We start from the raw sequence: 18,079 nt of genomic DNA, 5'->3' as shown, positions 1-18,079 counted from the left end.
GTTGTGGGAGACAGCAATGCCCCGCGATGCCAATTCCGCCTTCAACCCATGCAGCGTCAGGTGCGGGTTCTGATCAAGCCGCTCGGCAATTAATCCACGATGCGGCTCAAGAATGCGTTTGCGATGGCCGCCCATCTTCCCGGGACGAACCGAACCGGTCGCGCGATAGCGCTGCGACCACTTCACCACCGAAGAGACCGCGACCTCGAAACGCGCCGCAACTGCCCGACTACTTTCGCCGTTCAGAACGGCCGCTACAACACGCTCACGAAGATCATTGGATAACGGTGCGGTCATGTGATGCTGGCCTCCATCCAGCCAGCATCAGTGAATCAGAACAATGTCGATTCGGGAATCTGACCCGATTCAGAAAAATGCGGAAACGCTCTAGTTGCAATGTGGGGGCCGCCGGTTCGTATCCTTTCAAGAGATTTTCGCGCGTAGATCAGGTTGGCCGGAGTTCCTGTCAGCAGTGAACGCCTGGCGGGTTTGCGCCTTGATTTCGGCCGTTGAAGCATACCTTGCACCTGCCGGAAAGCAGACATCGTCTAGTTTCAAGGTAACGACATCTTTGCGCCGCCGATAGCGGAAGTAAGCGTCGTCGCCTTCATGCTCGGCGAAGCTGCTTAAATGTTTCGCAAAGCATCCTGTCTTCATTCTGGGCTACGGGCTCAACGCCATCATGATGCAAGCGATCCAGCGGAAAAGTCATGCGAGACTCGAGCTGGTGACGTGTTTTGTGGAGCGTCTGAAGAAGTTTGGCACTGCGATCCAGACCGTCGTTCTCGGGCAGCGCATATCCGTCGATCAAGTCCTCGAACGCGTCGCGATTGTCCCCACCCGCTGTCACATCTCCGGCAGGCCGGCCTTTCGGAAGCCGTCGACAAAGTGGTCTCGTACAGATGCATCGCGCAGCGGCTGGGAGCTGAGCCAATGGCCGATGGTGAAATGAGGGTGGGCGATCAGGAACAATTCTGCTTCTCGCCGCGCCTCCTCACGGTGGCCCAACTGCGCAAGCGCAGCAGCCAGGAATTTGCGTGAGTTGGTACGATACGTGTCCTCCCTGCGGAGTGTAGCGGTTGCCGCCTCATAGTCGCGCGCGGCGTATTGCGCCTGCCCAAGATGACAAAGATACCAGCAGGTTGGATAGGGATTGAGCCGCAGAGCTTTTTCGATCTGCGCTAGTCCGTCGGTAACCCTGCCGTCAAGCACGGACATGTCCGACATGGCAGCCCAGGTGTCGGCGTGGTTGGGGTCCAGCTCCAGGGCCTTGGCGAAGGCGGCCTCCGATTCCTCCCATCGCCGCTCATAAGCCAAAATGGTCCCCAGAACGTAACGGCAGCCGGCATCGTTGGGATCTAGGTCGACCGCCTCCTGCGCGAACGTCGCCGCCATCCGACGATTAGGATCTTCGGGCTCGCCGAAATGAGTCCAGGCAAGCCAACGGTTATAGGCGAGCAGACCGAGCGCCTCGGCATATGATGGCTCGAGCTTAACCGCGCGTTGGAGCAGAATATAGGCCTCACGCTCAGTTTGCGGCGACTCTTCCGTCAGGAGGCGGGCGCGCACACACAGATCGTACGCCTCAATGTTCTTCGGCCGATTGCGCTGCTTCGGGATGGTCAGCCGGCCGACCAGGGCTTCAACAATCTTGGCGTTAACTTCATCCTGTAATTCGAAAACATCTTCCACCGTCCTGTCAAACCGGTCGGCCCACAAGTGCTGGCCGCCAAGCGCGTCGATCAATTGGGCATTGATGCGGACACGGCCCATTGCGCGTCTGGCGCTCCCCTCCAGGACGTAGCGGACGCCGAGTTCCTGGGCGACCAGCCGTACGTCGACCGGCTTGCCCTTGTAGCCGTACATGGAATTGCGCGCGATGACGAACAGGCCAGCCGTACGCGAAAGGTCGGTGATCAGGTCTTCGGTCAAGCCGTCGACGAAAGGCGCGTCCGCTTCATCCCCACTCATGTTCGTGAACGGCAATACAGCGATCGAGGGACATTCGGGCAGCGGCAACGTGCTCTGCAGCGCATCCGGCCAGTGCCACACGTGGACCGGGCGAGTCAGGTTCTTTAGGTAGCGTTCGCCTGCATCAAAGAACCGGTCGCCGATCTTGCCGACGATCTCGCCGTGAACGTTGGCTGAAATGCAGATACCTCCCGGCGCGGCCAGCGTCTCGAGGCGCGCCGCGACATTGACGCCGTCGCCGAGGACGTCTGAACCGTCGTCAATGACATCTCCCAGATTGACGCCTGCACGCAAAAGCAGGCGCCGGTCTCCGGAAGCCTCAACAGCAGTGGTGGCCCGTTGCATTTCCAACGCTGCTTCGACCGCGTCGACCGCGCTGCCGAATTCGATTAAGAATCCGTCGCCCATGACCTTGAAGATACGACCCTTGTGGCGCATCACAGCCGGCTCGATAACGCCAGAACGGAGTTCCCTGAGGTTCGCCAGCGTTGCGACTTCATCAGCCTCCATCAGGCGTGAATATCCCACCACATCGGCAACGACGATGGCGGCAAGGCGACGCTGAAGAGATTGATCCGTCATGTGAGGACAAGCCTAACGACCGAGTCCGCAAGTTATTGTTCAACCGCGGGTGAGTCAACAAGTGGTAAGAGGCAATGTCCAGGCGATCTCCACCTCCACCATCGAGCCGTCATCCTTCTTGGTCACCGACGGCGTCGAGGTGGACGACACGGAAATGAGTATCCACGGAAAGCGGACAGTACCTGAACGTCGGATGATGGGCGGCGAGCGGAGGCTTCGGCGGGAGTGCCGAGTTCTGTCCGGGGGAGACCCGAACTGCAACTGCGCCAAGTCTGCATTTCTGGCAAACTCAACGGGCGATTTGCGTTACCAGCGCGGCACACGCCGTTCATAGGCTGGGTCGAAGAGCTTCATATAAGCGGTGTCATCCCGCTCCTTCATCGCAGTCTTTTCATAGAGGGCCGCGAGATCTGCGAGTTTTTGTCGGTCAAGTGATACGCCGAGCCCAGGTTCCTTAAGCACGTCCAGTTTGCCGTCCCGGAACGTGAAGGGAGTACCCTCGATAACGTCAACGCCAGTCCATGGGTAATGGGTGTCGCAGTCGAAGCTCAGGTTCGGTGTGGCTGCTGCAACATGCGTCATTGCCGCAAGGGTGATGCCAAGATGGGAGTTCGAATGCATAGAGACACCGAACCCCAGTGTTTCGCAGATCTTGCCGAGATGGGCCGAGGCGCGTAGTCCGCCCCAGTAGTGATGATCGGACAGAACTATCTGTACCGCCTTCTTGCGGAAAGCTTCGGCGATCTGGCCAAATTCAAGCACGATCATATTGGTGGCAAGCGGGATCGACGTGGCGGCTGCAACCTGCGCCATCTGGTCCATGCCGATGACTGGATCCTCGAGATATTCCAGAACGTTTTCGAGTTCGCGAGCGATGCGAATGGCTGTCTCGACGGTCCAGCCGCCATTGGGGTCAATGCGCAGCGGATGATCCGGAAAGGCTTCCCGAAGCTTCAGCATCGTCTCGATTTCGAGATCTGGGTGCAGCACGCCGCCTTTCAATTTCAGCGAGCGGAAGCCGTAGGCCGATACCATCTTGCGGGCTTCCTCGACCATTTGCTCAGGAGTGAGCACTTCGCCCCACTCGTCGGGTGCCTCGCCGATGTGAGCGGCAAACTTGAAAAAGAGGTAAGCGCTGAACGGGACACTGGTGCGAACCGAACCGCCAAGCAGGTCGGAAATCGGCCGCCCGAGCCGTTTGCCCTGAATGTCCAGGCAAGGGACTTCAAACGCTGAAACAACCACGTCCGTCAACTTGTGATCGGCCACCGCCGATTTCGCATTGATGCCGCCGCTTCCCGGCAATGCGGCGATGACGCGCGACTTCAGCTCGTGGAGATGGAAAGGGTCAAGCCCGATCAGTGCCGGAGCCGCGCGACGCAAGCCGGCCAGCGCCTTGATGCTTCCATAACTCTCACCCAGGCCAAGGGTCCCGTCGTCACAGATGACCTCAATCACTGTCCGCAAGGCATAGGGCTGGTGGACGCCTTTGCAGTTCAGCAGCGGTTTGTCTGGGATTGCGACGGGCGTGAGGTGGATATCAGCGATACGCATCAAAAAACTCCTTGTCGCCACCATTTGCGCGCGGCCGTCAACGCGTCTTCCAGAGGTGGCAGATCGGGATGCCAATGGCGCTCCCATTCGAGGCTGAGAGGGATGTGTCGTTCATTCGGTCGAACAAGCGAGATCAGATCGGCCATGGGAAAATCGCCATCTCCCGGCAGGACGTAGCGTCGACGTCCGTCACTGTCGACCTTGCTGTCCTTGACGTGCAGATGGACGACGTTTTTGGCGATCCTATCCCAGATGGAAGCGAGATCAGAACCCCGGGCCCATGTGTGATGAGTGTCCCACAATATGAGCGCCGTCGGCACAAGCTCCACAAAGGCAACAAGCTGCTCGACATCGGCCAGCGCATCGTGGGTCTCGATCATCAGGTCGATATTCAGTCCGCGCGACTGTCGTGTGGCGTTCCAGTCCCCCATGAGATCGACTGCGCGTTTCATCTCGTCGGCACCCAAATGCTGGCCGCCGTCGAAGATACGCAGACGAGCGACACCTGCCGCCTCCGCCCAGGGGATGAAAGGCTCGATGGCAGAAAGGTCAGTGCTTGCGAACAGCTTGATGGATGTGTTGAGGGCAGCAATTCTGAGACTGCGCCGTGCCATAAAGGCTGCAAGCCCGGTGGGATTTTCAAATTCGGCGGCCAGCGCCGAAATCAGGTCCACCGTGCCGGACAGCGTCCGCAGTTCAACCGCCGCGATATTATGTCGATCCGCAAGCTCGGCGACCTCATCCAGGCTCAACTCCGCGCAGCCGAGTGTGGAGAAACAATATTCAAACGCGCTCATGCTACACGCTCCAGATCCTGCTTCACGACAGGGTGAAGCGGAGCATGGCCGGCGACAAACCGTTCGATCTCGGTGATGGCGAGGTCGGAAAGCGCCCGCAATTCATTGCCCAGTGCACCGGCAATATGCGGGGTGAGAACGACATTCGGCAGATCGTAGAACGGGCTATCCTTCGGCAATGGTTCCGGTTCCGGCGTATCAAGGAGGATACGCAACCGGCCTGACTGCGCTTCGGCCAGCAAGGCGTCGTGGTCGACAAGCCAGCCGCGTGCCGTGTTGATGAAGATTGCCTGATCCGCCATGAGCGCCAGTTCATGGGAGCCGATCATATGGCGGGTTTCAGGCAGGATCGGTGCGTGCAGCGAAACCACATCGGACCACTCGAGGAGCGGGTGCAGCTCCATTTTTGTTGCGCCAAATGCCATGGCTTCTTGCGCTGAAAGGAAGGGATCGTAAACGGCGATCTCGAAATTGCCCCGCGCAAGCATCTCGATAACCAGACGTCCGATGCGGGAGGCGCCGATGATGCCGACGCGGCGGGAATGATTGCCGAGATAGGACAGGTTCATGCCTCGACGGCTGCCGAAGCCGCCGGTGCCACGTTCCACCCTATGCTCGTCGCGTAGCCGGAAGACATTCTTGCCGCACATGATTATTGCCGCATAGGTGAATTCGGCCACCGGCACGGCCATGGCAGATGCCGCCGTAGTGACGAGAATATCGGATGCTTCCCAGAATTCCGTAGGCGTAACGGTTCGCACGGAGGATGCCGCATAGGCGACCATCTTGAGTTTTCCCGCGCGCGAAAGGCGCTCTTTCGTCAGGGATGGCGTGCCCCAGGCCGCCAGCAGGATATCTGCCTCGGCCAAGGCTTCTGCACCGTCAGCCGCGTCGAAATCAGAATATGGGAAGCCCGGAATGATTTCCGTTGCCGCGTGCATTCGTGCCCATTCGCGCGGGCCGAAGAAACCTTCGGGAAGTTCGCTGCGCATGGCGATCAGCAATTTTGGCTTGCTCCGGCTCATGCGCGCACCGGATTTGAAACGGGGTGGATGTCGATGCGCGAGATGTCGATTCCGAGCGGCTTCGAACCGGGTCGAAGAATGACGTCGAGATAAAGTTCAGGGGCCGTGTCACCCGGCCGGAGTTTCAGGGGAGGGGTTCGCAATGCGCCCTGCCACTGAACGTCAGGGAAAGGGAAAGGTGTGCCGTCGTCCGCCCGGAACGGGGCGAGTGCAATTGCTTCCTGCCGCTCGGCAGCAACATCTTTCAACCGCAGTGATATGCCGAGAACATCTTCGTGGGCGGGTACGTCGATATCGCAGATTGCCTCCACCCAAGCGCCTGTCCCAGGGTGAACGAGCCGTCCCCCGAGACGATGGCTCTGCTCTTCCTTTTCGCTGAACGCTCGGGCGGTAAGATCCGATGCCAGATTGCCCAGTGGGTTGTTTACGGGATCAAACCTATCATCTCTTGCCAGCAGACGGTCCGGCGCGCGAGGCACAATCGTTTCCAGATAGTTTGCCAGCAGCTTTCCGACGGTAAAAGCGCCCAGCACGGAAAAATGGGTTCCGTCGTTGGAATAACCGGCATATGGCTCACCGAATTCGCTGTCCGGATCCACCCAGGCGGAATTCCAGTCGAAGACATGGCAATTGGGGTGGCTGGCGGCAAATTCGATGCTGCGACGGTTGATCCAATGCGCCTTTGCCCGTGCCGCGCCGCCAGCGGGCCATTTTTCGATACTGCGGGCGAGGATGGGCAGCAGGATGACGGTCTTGCCAGCGTTGAGCAAAGTCGAGGCGATCCGCGCTCGCGTATCGGCAATCGTCTGTCGGGTCTCCACCATCATGTCGTTTGTGCCTGCATCAACGACGATCAAGTCGAAATCCGATTGCAGCAAGCGCGGCAGCCGCCGTTCTATCTCGATCGCCTTCTGTCCGGACACTCCGAAATTGAGACCGGAGAAAAATCGGCTGAAACCAGGCCTGTTGCTGGGCTCCCAGCCGGGCAGGACGCACGGGTCGTGGTGCACAGGACACGAAAGCCTGCCATGCGACAAGACTTCGGCCCACCCCATCCAGCCACGTGCCGAAGTAGCCAGTGAAGTTTCGTCGCCGATGTGGTTCTGCTGGACGAGCGAAGTGCCGAGAACGGCAATCCGGCTCGCCCTGGGGTGCGATACGAACATGATCTTACCAGGATATCAGGAGTAGAGGACGCCGCCGTTGATGTCGTAGCAGGCTCCGGTGATATAGGCGGCGTCCTCCGATGCCAGGAAGGCCACTAGGCCGGCGACATCCTCGCTCACGCCTTCTCGCTTCAGCGATGTCGCTCCGGCCACCCGCTCACGCACTTCCGGTTTGGTGAAGGTGTCATGGAAGGTCGTCGAGATCATACCGGGGCAAACGGCATTGACGCGGATATCGGGGCCTACCTCTTTGCTTAGCCCGCGGGTGAAGGTCATCACCGCCCCCTTGGACGTCGCATAGGCTATGGCACCTGGACCGCCGCCATCACGACCAGCCTGCGACGAGAAGGTGACGATTGCCCCGCCCTTCGCCATCTTCGGCAGCGCAGCCTTGGTTGTCAGGAAAAGCGAGGTCAGATTGACGTTCAGGACCTGATGCCAGAATGCTTCATCCATGTCCGCCATCGTTTTGCGTGCTACCATGCCGCCGGCCACGTGGACGAGGCCATGGATGGCGCCGAACTTGTTGGTTGCGGCGGAAATCGCGGCCTCGACTTCGGCTGCGTTCGTCAGGTCCGCCTTGATCGCCAAAGCGGAGCGGCCGAGTTTTTCGATTTCCGCCACCGCGGAGGCGGCGCCTTCAGCCGCACCGTTGTAGGTGAGCACGACGTTGGCGCCTTCCTCCGCAAAACGAACCGCGCATGCCCGGCCGATATCGCGGCCCGCACCGGCGACGACGACAGTCCTGTTGGCAAAACGTTGCATTTGAAAACCTCGCATTGGTTAGAATTGTTTCGGGAGAGAAAGCTTGAAACGCTCGTCGTCGACATCGCTGAAATAGATGTCCGTCGAAAAACCCTGGTCATCGATGAAGCTGAAGATCCGCTTCGGTTCGGTCAGGCTGTAGGGCACGAGAAGGGTCACCAGGCGATGTCTGCTGGCGGCCGGAACCGTGGCGCAGACATGGTGGTGAATTTCGAGATCTTCGTATTCCTTGGGGTCGATCTCCGGAAAACCTTCAACGGCCGTGATCTGCGGGCTACCGGCGGAGGAAAAGACAAACTGGCCATAGAAACCCGCCTTTTTACCGGTGTAGCGAAAGCTTGCCCGGCCGGTCTGCGGTGCCCCTGTCGTGTGGCAGAGCCATTGCAATTCCTGCGGCTCCGTGCACTCCACTTCGTCGATAATCACGAAATAGCTGTCGTTGACGAAATAGATTTCGCGCTCCACCTTGCGAACCAGCGGGTTTGCCACCTGATAGGCGGCCGTCGCATCGCCGACAATGCGGATATGGCCGGGCTTTTCCTCGACGGAAACGATGCGGCCGGCGGCGCGCCGCGCCAGCGCCTTGTCCTTTTCCGAATATTGTCCTTTTCCGCCGATCAGGACTGCGTTCTTCGATCGGGTCTGCCGGCGCCAGTTGAGATGCATTTGGGAATTGAATGCGACGTAATAGCCGGACTGGATCGCAAGATCCTCGCCATAGGCGTACAGAACGAAGGCGTTCTGGTCGCCGTGGCTATGGCTCAAAGAGCCGTATGGACTTGATTTGAAAACGAATTGCAGGTGTCGGTCGGGATCTTCCATATGCTTCTGGACGGTGACCCAGCCGATGTCGCCGAAGACGGCGAGCGAAGGCAGGTCGGCGGGTGAGGTGGCTTCCACTTGTCGGTAGTCGTGACGATAGACGAGATCGTCGAAATTCAGGTCCCACCAACCGTAATTGTAGAAAGCCATCTCCGTACCCGCCGCATCCTTTCTGATACGATCGAAATACCATTGATAGTGGCCGTTGCCTGTGACGCCCGCGAACTGTCTGACATTATAGCCCACTTTCAGGCCAGGCAGATCGCCCATGGTGGAATCGTCGCCGAAATTGGCGCGGCGTGTGCCCGGCGCCTTGGTGTAAAGGGGGAACCGGCCCGTGTTTTGGAAGAACGGCCGCTGGTAAAGGTCGTAGCCGATATAGGAACGGATCAGATTGGCAGCCTCGATGAGGTAGGCCATACCGGTCATCCAGTAATGCGGACCTTCCGCCCAGCCGCCATCCGTTCCGGCCCAAGGGGAATAGAGAGTGGCGAGGAATTCGACCGTATAGTCGAGCCATTCGCAAGCATCGTCGCTTTCGCCCAGAAGGGAGATGCAGGCCGGTGTGAGCACTGCAGACAACGAGCGCACTGCGTGGCTGTCATAGGGGAATACCTGGATGCGCGCGTGGGCAATCACATGGTCTGCGACTTCACGCGTGCGGCGCAAGAGAACTGTTCGAACGGTTTGTCGTTCTTCCTCGCTCAAATGGTCGTAAAGCCAGTCGTATCCCCATGACAGGGCGACGACGACGCGGAAACCAGCCTCGTCGTTGTAGGCGCGGGACGTGGCCCCGTTCGGGTCCCATGTGGCGACGGAGAGCAGCCAATCGCGCGAGGCATCAAGGAGGTCTTCCCGTCCCAGAACGCGGCCTGCAATCGCCAGATGGCGGATGGCATAGATGACTTCCTGGCAATCGATATACATCTGCCGCCAAAGCGTCGCGACGCGGACATTGTTGGGGTAAGGCTGAGGTTCCGGCATGATCGGCCGCTCGAGCCAGGGTTTTACGGAATTCTCGAAGAAGTCGGACCATCCGCAGTGGTTCGGATCCCTGGCCACGGCACCGGAAAACGATTTCAGTTGTTCGGGGTTGAGCCAAAGCCTCGGGTGGCTCGTATGGGCCGCAGCATGGCGGGCCGTTCTGCCCGGCAGGGGCGTTTCCGGCAGCGCTGTGGTGATCTCGAAACTACGCACCGCGCTCCAGTTCGACAGGGGCTTTCCGGCGTTCTGGTCCCACAGTGCATAACACCAATGATAGATGCCTTCCGGCAGGGCTTCATCCGGGGTGAAGAAATTCCAGGCGAGGTCTTCGAAAGTGCGGGTCTTTGCATCGGCAAATTCGGGATCGGTCGCGATGCGCAGCACATAGCGCGCACCGTCGTCGATATCGGGAAGCCAGGAAAACCGCGGCGGGTTTTCGGTTGGAGGGGCTTGCTCGCTCGGCACGTAGCCAATGGTCAAGAATCCCGGTTGGGGCTCATCGAGATGAGCTTGTCTGGCGATGGCCGAGGCAGAGGGACGCATTGCGCTCTAACTCCTATTGAAAGCAAAGGGAAAAGGATGGCGGCGCCAGGGCCGCCATCACGATCGAAGGATTATTGGGCGGCCTTGTACTGACGGTCGTAGGCCGATTGCATGATCTTGAGGACCTCGTCATAGCCGAGAGCCGTCAGTCGCTTCTTGTAGGCATCCCAGCCTGTGTTGACGTCCTGGGCGCCGAGTACCCATGTCTGCTGCATCTCGGTCATGTAGGTGAGAAGGCTCGGCCAGTAGCGGTCGAAGGTCGCCTTTTCGTCGGCGTTCAAAGAAACGCCCATGAACTCATCCTTGAGGCAGTTGCACTTGTCGTAGAGGTCGAGGCCTTCAAGTGCGATCTTGTTGGTCCATTGGCGCTCGTACTCATAGTCCATCCAGTATCCGCGCGGGACCTGTGCGCCTACCGTCCAGAGCTGCGCGTTTACCGGGTCCTTGTTTTCGAGCACTTCCTTTTTGAATTGCGGCTTGCCATCGACCATCTCATAGGTCTTTCCCTCGACGCCGAAATTCGACAGCAGGCGTCCCTGCTGGGAGAACCAGAAATCGAAATACTTGATCGTTTCGACGGGATGTTCGTTGGTGGCCGAAATCGCCCAACCGACGGGCTGGACGCGCAACCGGCGCGAGTCCTCGAATCGTTGGCCCGAAGCCGTTTTGGGCGGCAGCATCGGCTTCAGCGCGAAACCTGCTACCTTTGGCGACAGCGCGTCGTTGTAGGTCGAGGTGCTGGCAAACCAGTCATGGGTCATGCCGCCAAGATTGTTGCCCAGTAGATATTCGCGCGAACGGGCGCCACGGGTGAATATCTCCTTGTCGATCAGACCTTCCTTGTACCACTTGGCGACATTCGAAATGCCGATCTTGTAGTTCTCCTCGGCCCAGGGGTGGCGTAGCTGTCCGTCATAGACGGCGAAGTCGCCATATCGTTCGGATCCCGAAACGCGTGCGTCCCACAGATTGATGAGGCGGACGGCATCGATTTCCTCGCGAGCAAAATACGGAACTTCGTCCTTTGCGCCGTTGCCGTTGGGATCCCTGTCGCGGAAGGCCTTGAGAACTTCATAGACCTCTTCAGGCGTTTCCGGCTGTTTGAGGCCGAGTTTGTCGAGCCAATCCTGGCGGATGAACCATCCGCGAGAGTATTTGCCATCCGGGACATAGGGGATGAAATAAAGTTTGCCGTCGGGTCCGGAAATTGCGTTGCGGATGTCCTTGTGAGTGTCGAAGAACGCCTTGAGGTTCGGGGCGTTTTCCTCGATCAGCTCATCGAGCGGAATGAACGCACCTTCCAACCCATAGCGGATGAAGTCCTCCTTCAATCCGCCGCTCGCATCGCCGCCGACGATGTCGGGGAGATCACCCGATGCGATCAACAGGTTGAAGGCATCTCGGCTGCTGGTGGTCGCCAGTGACGCGACGTTGCGGACGTGGATATTGGTAATCTCTGCGGCCTTCTGCTCCACAGGCCACTTTTCCGAATAGACGTATTTGTCGCGGAAGTGGAAGTGGATCGTCAGTTCCAGAGGGTCTTCGGATATCTTGCCGGCATCCTGTGCGGAGGCGGGCAAGGCCATCGTCACGGCTGTCATCAACGCCAGAAGGGGCGCGCCTTTTCGTAGTGTTCTCACAGGTTCTCCTCCCTTGTACAGCTACTCTTTGACTCCGCCCAGCAGAATTCCCTTGGTGAAATACTTCTGTGCGTAGGGGTAAATGATGAGGACGGGGATGATCGACGCGATCATGATCGCGGAGGTGACCGTCTCGAACGAATATCGGGCCGTCAGCAGGCTCGAGGCGAATTCGTCATTCGAATTGAGATCGACGATGACGCGCTTCAGATAGACCTGCAACGGGATCTTCTCCTCGCCGCGAAGCAGCACCATGGCCCAGAAATATCCGTTCCAGCGCGAAACGATGCAGAACAGGGCCACGGTGACGATGGCCGGTTTGGAAAGCGGGATGAAGACCTTCCAAAGCAACTGCAATTCGCTGGCACCGTCCATCTTGGCGGCTTCCTCGAAGGACTTTGGCACCGCCTCGAAGAAGTTGCGCAAAAGGATGACATTGAAAGCGTTTGCTGCGAAACCGATGATGATACCGAAACGGCTGTCGAGCAGGCCGAGATCCCGCATATTCAGGAAGAACGGGATCATGCCGGCATGGAACCAGAGAGTGAACGCGATCGCGATATTGAAGAAAGTGCGGCCACGCAGGCGTTTGCGCGACAGCGCATAAGCTCCTGGGATCATGATCAGCAGGCTCATGAGCGTGCCGCCGAACGTGTAGATGAAGGTATTGCCGTAGGCGACCCAGAACATCCTGTCGGACAGTACATGCTCGTAAGCTGCAAGCGTTACATCGACCGGCCAGAACGTTACGCGGCCGGCAGTGACAGCCGCGCCGGACGACAGCGAGACCGCGGCAACATAAATGAATGGATAAAGCGTCGACAGGACGAATAGGCCCAGAAGAATGGCGTTGGCCCAGCCAAAGATCTTGTCGCCGCGGGAATAGAGATTGAAATTTGCCATCTTCAGCTCCTCACCAAAGCGATGTCGAAGAGACTCTTCGGCTGATACGGTTTGCCGAATAGACAAGGACGAACGCGATGACCGCATTGAACAGCCCGGCAGCCGTTGCCAGGTCGTACTGGGTACCCTGCAGGCCGGTGCGGTAGATGAATGTCGAGACGACGTCGGCCGACTCAAAGGTAGATGGGCGATAGAGCAGGATGATGTATTCGAAACCGACCTCGACCAGATTACCGATGCGGATGATCAGCATGATCACGATCGTGGGCAGGATGCAGGGTAGCGTGATCCGCCACATCATCTGCCAGCGCGAGGCACCATCGACCCGGGCGGATTCGTAAAGCGTCGGGCTGACGCCGGCGATGGCTGCAAGATAAACAATCGACTCGAAGCCCGACTCTTTCCAGACCGACGAACCGATGAAGACCGGTCGGAACCATTCGGGTTGGGTCAGGAAATAGATCGACTCCAGTCCTATCCCCTTCAAGAACAGATTGACGATTCCGATCGAGGGAGAAAGGAAGTTGATGACGATGCCAGCGACGATGACTACCGAGATGAAATGCGGCAGATAGACGATCGTCTGAGCCCATCGACGTGCGATTTCATTCTGAACTTCGTTGAACATCAGAGCGAGAATGATCGGCACGGGAAATGCAAAGATCAGTCCGAGGCCGCTGATGGCGATCGTATTCCAGAACGCGCGGATGAACATGTCATTTTGGAAAAGCTCGACGAAGTTCGCAAAGCCGACCCATGGGCTTTTCTCGATACCGCGGAAAATTGAAAAGTCCTGGAAAGCAATGACCAGACCGTACATCGGCTTGTAAAGAAAGAGTGCGAACCAGATGGCCATCGGCGCAAGCAGTAGATAAAGCTGCCAGTCCCGGCGCATATCTGTCCACAGATCATGCAGGCGTTCCTGATAATTCTGTTTCATGACCACGCCCCGCCCGCGGCCTTGAGAGACCGACCGGTTGTCGCGTCGAAGATTTGGATACGCGTCGTGTCAATTCCGAGCTGGGTGACGCCGTTAAGGTCATGATCGGCATAGAGTGTTTCTGCCTTGGCAATGAAAGATTGGCCATTGACCTTGCCATGAAGCAGAGCTTCGGCCCCGAGGGGCTCCACGAGATCGATGCTGCAATTCAGCAATTCACGGCCATCGCCGGTTTTAACCGACATGATCTCGGGGCGGAGACCCAGCTTGACCGTCTGCCCCTCCGTGGCGCCCTTGGCAAAGGCATCGGGAATGGTGAGACGCTGTCCGGCATTGCCTGCAAGTACTGCGCTGATATGGCCATCCCGCTTTTCGATCGCCGCATCGAGAAGGTTCATGGGTGGTGAGCCTATGAAGCTGGCGACGAATGTGTTCGCCGGTTCGAGAAATACTTCCATCGGCGAGCCGACCTGCTCGATATTGCCGCCGTTCATGATGACGATACGATCGGCAAGTGTCATCGCCTCGACTTGGTCGTGTGTAACGTAGACGCTGGTGGCCTGCATACGCTTGTGAAGCAGCTTGATCTCGGCGCGCATATGAGTGCGCAGCTTGGCATCCAGGTTGGAGAGGGGCTCATCGAAGAGGAAAATCTTGGGGCGGCGGACGATGGCGCGCCCCATTGCCACGCGCTGGCGCTGGCCGCCAGAAAGGTCGGCAGGCTTGCGGGCCAGATATTCCGTCAGGCTTAGGATCTGGGCGGCTTCCGCGACTGCCTTGTCGATCACGTCTCGTTTTTCACCTCTCACCCGGAGGCCGAAGGCTATGTTCTCCGCCACATTGAGGTGTGGGTAGAGGGCATAATTCTGGAAGACCATTGCGACGTCGCGGTCTTTCGGGGCGATCTTGTTGACAACTCGGCCATCAATGGAGACGGTGCCTTCGGAAATATCTTCCAGCCCGGCAAGCATGCGCAGCGTAGTGGATTTGCCGCATCCCGAAGGTCCGACAAGCACCACGAATTCCTGCGGCTGAATGGAAAGATTGATGCCGTGGACAACTTCGAGAGCGCCGTAGCGCTTAACGACATCATTAATTTGAACTGCAGACATGAACGGCCCCTCCTCAAAAGCCTTGAATGTTCAATCAGGCGGGGGCCTTGGCTCCTCGTGATACGCGCTTCCTCGTGACGCGCGTGTTGACCTGTTCGATGAAGGTCCAGATTTTCGGGTTTTTGGAGAGTTCTGCGATCTTGGATTCGAGCGATCCCAGATGGCGCTGGATGGCTTCGTGAGCCGCCTCCACATTGCCAGACTCGATGGCGTTGACGATCGCTTCGTGTTCCTCGATTACCTTTTCAGTCCGGCGGACCGCAAAAACCCGCTTCAGATGGCGCATCCTGTCCATTTCGCCCTTTGCCTGGTTGACGACGCTCCAGGCGCCTGGAAGACGGGCCGCCGCAAAGATTGTGCGGTGAAACTCCTCGTCGAGCAGGAAGAAGTCGGTAAATTCCTCGTCTTCCGCAGCGATGCGCTGCTGGGAAAGGCAGGTTTTCAGGCGGGCGATATCTTCGAGCGAATGCCGCTTGGTCGCCTCGATGGCGGCACCCTCTTCAAGCTTAAAGCGGATAAAGCAGGCTTCCATATAGCGCTGCACGTCAATCGGCGAAATGTAAGTGCCGCCTTGCGCAACGACGGTAACAAAACCTTCTTCGGCAAGGCGAATGATCGCCTCGCGCACAGGCGTCTTACTGACATGAAGCAGCGCTGCGATCTCTTTTTCCGAGAGCGCACGGCCCGGAAGCAGCTTTACCTCGACGATCAGTTTGCGAAGCAAGGCATGGATCCGGTTGGTCATGTTCCCGTGAGCCGGCAGGTCTTGCGGCGTGACGAGTTCAGACAACGGAAGCGATGGAAATTCGACTGGACTTGACATATCAATTACCATACTGAGATATCAGATTGACGTTTGACATATCTGTTGTGTTTTTGGAAGTCAAGGCCATGAACCGTCAAGTGCTTGGTTTGGTCAGGGATATGTCGACTGTCTCCTCGGCCGGAGGTTGAAATGGGCTTCGACCTACGCGGTGCCTCGCTTGCATGGGTCATCCAGACCCGCCACCGACTGAACAAACACCAGGAGGAAAACATGAACCCTGAAACTCGCGATAAGCTGATGGGCGTATCTGTCGCAACGCTTTGCTCGATACTCTACAAGCGCGGTCTGAAGAGCCAGACCATCCAGGACGTGCGGCCGGTGAGAGCAAAGGGCCACAACATGGTTGGCCCGGCCTTCACGCTGCGCTACATGCCGGCTCGTGAGGACCGCAATCCGATGACCGTCTTCCGCGATCCGAAGCACCCGCAGCGCCACGCGATAGAGACTTGCCCGGAAGGTCATGTGCTGGTGATGGATAGCCGCAAGGATCCTCGCGCGGCTTCCGCTGGCGATATCCTCATCACGCGGCTCATGATGCGTGGCGGTGCCGGCGTGGTCACGGATGGCGGCTTTCGCGATGCAATGACGATCGGCGAACTGGATATCCCGGCCTACCACAATCGCCCGTCGAGCCCAACGAACCTGACGCTGCATGAGGCGATCGACATTAATGTACCGATCGGCTGCGGCGATGTCGCGGTGTTCCCGGGAGACATAGTAGTCGGCGACGACGACAGCGTCATCGTCATTCCGGCGGAAATTGTCGACGAGGTCGCTGACGAAGCCGGAGAAATGACCGCTTACGAGGATTTCGCCATTGAGAGGGTGAAACAAGGACACACAATCATTGGACTTTACCCGGCCACCGACGAAAACAATCTCTCGATATTTGCCGAATGGCGCAAGGCCAACGGAAGGTGATTGGCGGCCCATTGGCTGAATGGGCAAGAATGGGACCTTAAACCGTATCCTTCGTTGTGGACCTCAAACGTTCCCGTGCATCAAGGCGCCTTGTCCGGCGCATGCGAATGGTCAGACACAGCATGCGAGGGGAGGCGGGATCGCCGGCGATCGACGGGACCGAATTCTCATGGGTCGGTGGTAGGGTAGGGCTTGCGGATTCGACATGGACGGTTCGCGGGCTGTGATTTGCCCGATTTTAACGCGGCTGCGGCAACAAATGCATCACTATCGATACTGCAATAGTATCCATACTGATGGCCCAGCCAAAATCCGCAGCCATGACAACGCTGGTCTTCCAGCGCTGCACATAGACGGCCGTGCACTTACCTCGGGAAGCAGCCGCAGCAATCCGCTTGAGGCGCAAACTATTGCTGCTTGGCTGGACTGGAAGCGTGCACGGCCGCTTCGCTCGTCGCCGAGTATAGAAGGCTAGCCCTGCCGGCGAGCCTCGACGGGGGCATTACCGCAGCACTGCAGGAGGATATGCTGAAGCATGCAACTCCTTCCGCGCTGAAGCTGCTCGCGATCGTGAACAATGTTGAAAACATACTCGCGATAGAGTTGTCGGGCGCAGCTCAGGTCTATGACCTTCGGTCCAAGGATATCTGCCCCTAGTCGGAGGCAGACCAATAGCAGACGATATTGAAAAAGTGAGCGTCATATTAAGGAACATCGTTCCTGCACCGAGCGCAACAGACCAGAAAACGTCCCCACTTCGCGCCTCCCAGAAGAGAGATGACCTTGGGATCAGCGCTACCCCAATATCGTGCGTTCCGCGGCTGATCGATCTGTATCGCCCTGTTTTGACATCAAATACAGGATAGTCGCTATTTCGGCCCGCAACCTCTCTGAAACACCCCTCGCCCTGAGTGCAGCGACAGCATCACAACGGAGGTCGGCAAGAAGCTGGTGATAGTCGCTTGGCCTTCAATCTCCCTGTACCGCGGTGGCAGGAAGATGCCGAGTAATCGTCGAAAATCCGAAGGACGACAATAGGCGGGCACTGATCGCAGCGGTGCCGGTCCCCGATCCGGAGGTCTAACAGAAGCGGGCGCAAGCACTCGCATGACGCCGGGGCCCTGAGGCCCCGGCGATTGTTCACGCCCTTACTGACGCGAAGTCAGGTCATCGGGCAGTTCGGCATTGTGGTACTTGCGATAGATGTCGCGCAGCACCTTGTTGTCGAAGTTGGTCTTGACCCATCCGTCGAGCCAGCCTTTCAGCGCCGTTTCGCCCTTCGGAATGCCGATGCCGAGATTGGTTTCCTTCTGGGTAAACTTCACCTGCAAAGGATTGCTCGTCATCTTCTTGTTGATGCCGTTGATGACCGCCGACTGGCTGGACAGGGTATCGACCTGGCCGGAGACGACCGAGGTGATCAGCGTCGCGTCGTCTTCGAAGCGTACGATATCGGCGCCTTTGGCCTTTGCCGTGATGTCCTGGTCGTTGGTCGTCGCGCGGGTCACGCCGATGCGCTTGCCTTGCC

Annotated in this window: 15 protein-coding genes and 1 pseudogene; 2 read left to right on the top strand and 14 right to left on the bottom strand. The window is 58.2% G+C overall.

Annotated elements, in window-relative coordinates; genetic code table 11:
- The 13 genes from AC1D2R_RS31550 to AC1D2R_RS31490 form a co-directional block, all read right to left on the bottom strand.
- The coding region (locus tag AC1D2R_RS31550) for a helix-turn-helix domain-containing protein (protein WP_477973705.1) at positions 1–297 on the bottom strand (297 nt) is incomplete at its 3' end.
- Between the two features lie 549 nt (positions 298–846).
- Positions 847–2,553, bottom strand: a complete 1,707-nt coding sequence (locus AC1D2R_RS31545; RefSeq protein WP_477973703.1) for an adenylate/guanylate cyclase domain-containing protein — start codon at positions 2,551–2,553, stop codon at positions 847–849.
- 306 nt (positions 2,554–2,859) lie between these two features.
- On the bottom strand, positions 2,860–4,107 hold the full coding sequence (locus AC1D2R_RS31540) for a glucarate dehydratase family protein (protein WP_477973701.1): 1,248 nt from the start codon (positions 4,105–4,107) through the stop codon (positions 2,860–2,862).
- Positions 4,107–4,904: a sugar phosphate isomerase/epimerase family protein gene (locus AC1D2R_RS31535; protein ID WP_477973699.1), complete on the bottom strand. Its 798-nt coding sequence runs from the start codon at positions 4,902–4,904 to the stop codon at positions 4,107–4,109. Before AC1D2R_RS31535 ends, AC1D2R_RS31540 begins: the two co-directional genes overlap by 1 nt.
- Positions 4,901–5,929 carry a hydroxyacid dehydrogenase gene (locus AC1D2R_RS31530; RefSeq protein ID WP_477973697.1) on the bottom strand — a complete coding sequence of 343 codons (1,029 nt, stop codon included), beginning with the start codon at positions 5,927–5,929 and terminating at the stop codon, positions 4,901–4,903. Before AC1D2R_RS31530 ends, AC1D2R_RS31535 begins: the two co-directional genes overlap by 4 nt.
- Positions 5,926–7,095, bottom strand: a complete 1,170-nt coding sequence (locus AC1D2R_RS31525) for an SGNH/GDSL hydrolase family protein (RefSeq protein WP_477973695.1) — start codon at positions 7,093–7,095, stop codon at positions 5,926–5,928. The genes AC1D2R_RS31530 and AC1D2R_RS31525 overlap by 4 nt, the downstream gene beginning before the upstream one ends.
- A gap of 15 nt (positions 7,096–7,110) precedes the next feature.
- Positions 7,111–7,860 carry an SDR family NAD(P)-dependent oxidoreductase gene (locus AC1D2R_RS31520; protein ID WP_477973694.1) on the bottom strand — a complete coding sequence of 250 codons (750 nt, stop codon included), beginning with the start codon at positions 7,858–7,860 and terminating at the stop codon, positions 7,111–7,113.
- Between the two features lie 18 nt (positions 7,861–7,878).
- Entirely contained in the window at positions 7,879–10,209 is a 2,331-nt protein-coding gene (locus AC1D2R_RS31515; RefSeq protein WP_477973693.1) for an alginate lyase, read from the bottom strand.
- A gap of 71 nt (positions 10,210–10,280) precedes the next feature.
- Positions 10,281–11,810: an extracellular solute-binding protein gene (locus AC1D2R_RS31510; RefSeq protein WP_477973707.1), complete on the bottom strand. Its 1,530-nt coding sequence runs from the start codon at positions 11,808–11,810 to the stop codon at positions 10,281–10,283.
- 60 nt (positions 11,811–11,870) lie between these two features.
- A complete protein-coding gene (locus AC1D2R_RS31505) occupies positions 11,871–12,752 on the bottom strand; it encodes a carbohydrate ABC transporter permease (RefSeq protein ID WP_477973692.1) in 882 nt (293 codons plus the stop codon).
- A 10-nt stretch (positions 12,753–12,762) separates the two neighbouring features.
- A complete protein-coding gene (locus AC1D2R_RS31500) occupies positions 12,763–13,692 on the bottom strand; it encodes an ABC transporter permease (RefSeq protein ID WP_477973691.1) in 930 nt (309 codons plus the stop codon).
- Entirely contained in the window at positions 13,689–14,804 is a 1,116-nt protein-coding gene (locus tag AC1D2R_RS31495; protein ID WP_477973689.1) for an ABC transporter ATP-binding protein, read from the bottom strand. The genes AC1D2R_RS31500 and AC1D2R_RS31495 overlap by 4 nt, the downstream gene beginning before the upstream one ends.
- A 34-nt stretch (positions 14,805–14,838) precedes the next feature.
- Positions 14,839–15,627 carry a GntR family transcriptional regulator gene (locus AC1D2R_RS31490; protein ID WP_244481415.1) on the bottom strand — a complete coding sequence of 263 codons (789 nt, stop codon included), beginning with the start codon at positions 15,625–15,627 and terminating at the stop codon, positions 14,839–14,841.
- Positions 15,628–15,840: 213 nt separating this feature from the next.
- On the opposite strand from AC1D2R_RS31490, the gene AC1D2R_RS31485 reads away from it, so the two are divergent.
- Together AC1D2R_RS31485 and AC1D2R_RS31480 are read left to right on the top strand one after the other, a co-directional pair.
- Positions 15,841–16,551: a ribonuclease activity regulator RraA gene (locus AC1D2R_RS31485; protein WP_477973687.1), complete on the top strand. Its 711-nt coding sequence runs from the start codon at positions 15,841–15,843 to the stop codon at positions 16,549–16,551.
- A gap of 438 nt (positions 16,552–16,989) precedes the next feature.
- A pseudogene (locus AC1D2R_RS31480) lies at positions 16,990–17,187 on the top strand (aromatic amino acid lyase); the annotation flags it as partial.
- A gap of 512 nt (positions 17,188–17,699) precedes the next feature.
- On the opposite strand, the gene AC1D2R_RS31475 reads toward AC1D2R_RS31480, so the two are convergent.
- The coding region (locus tag AC1D2R_RS31475; RefSeq protein ID WP_477973685.1) for a type 2 periplasmic-binding domain-containing protein at positions 17,700–18,079 on the bottom strand (380 nt) is incomplete at its 5' end.

Source organism: Rhizobium sp. P1_C7, assembly GCF_056406295.1.
This window is presented reverse-complemented; position numbering and strand designations above follow the sequence as displayed.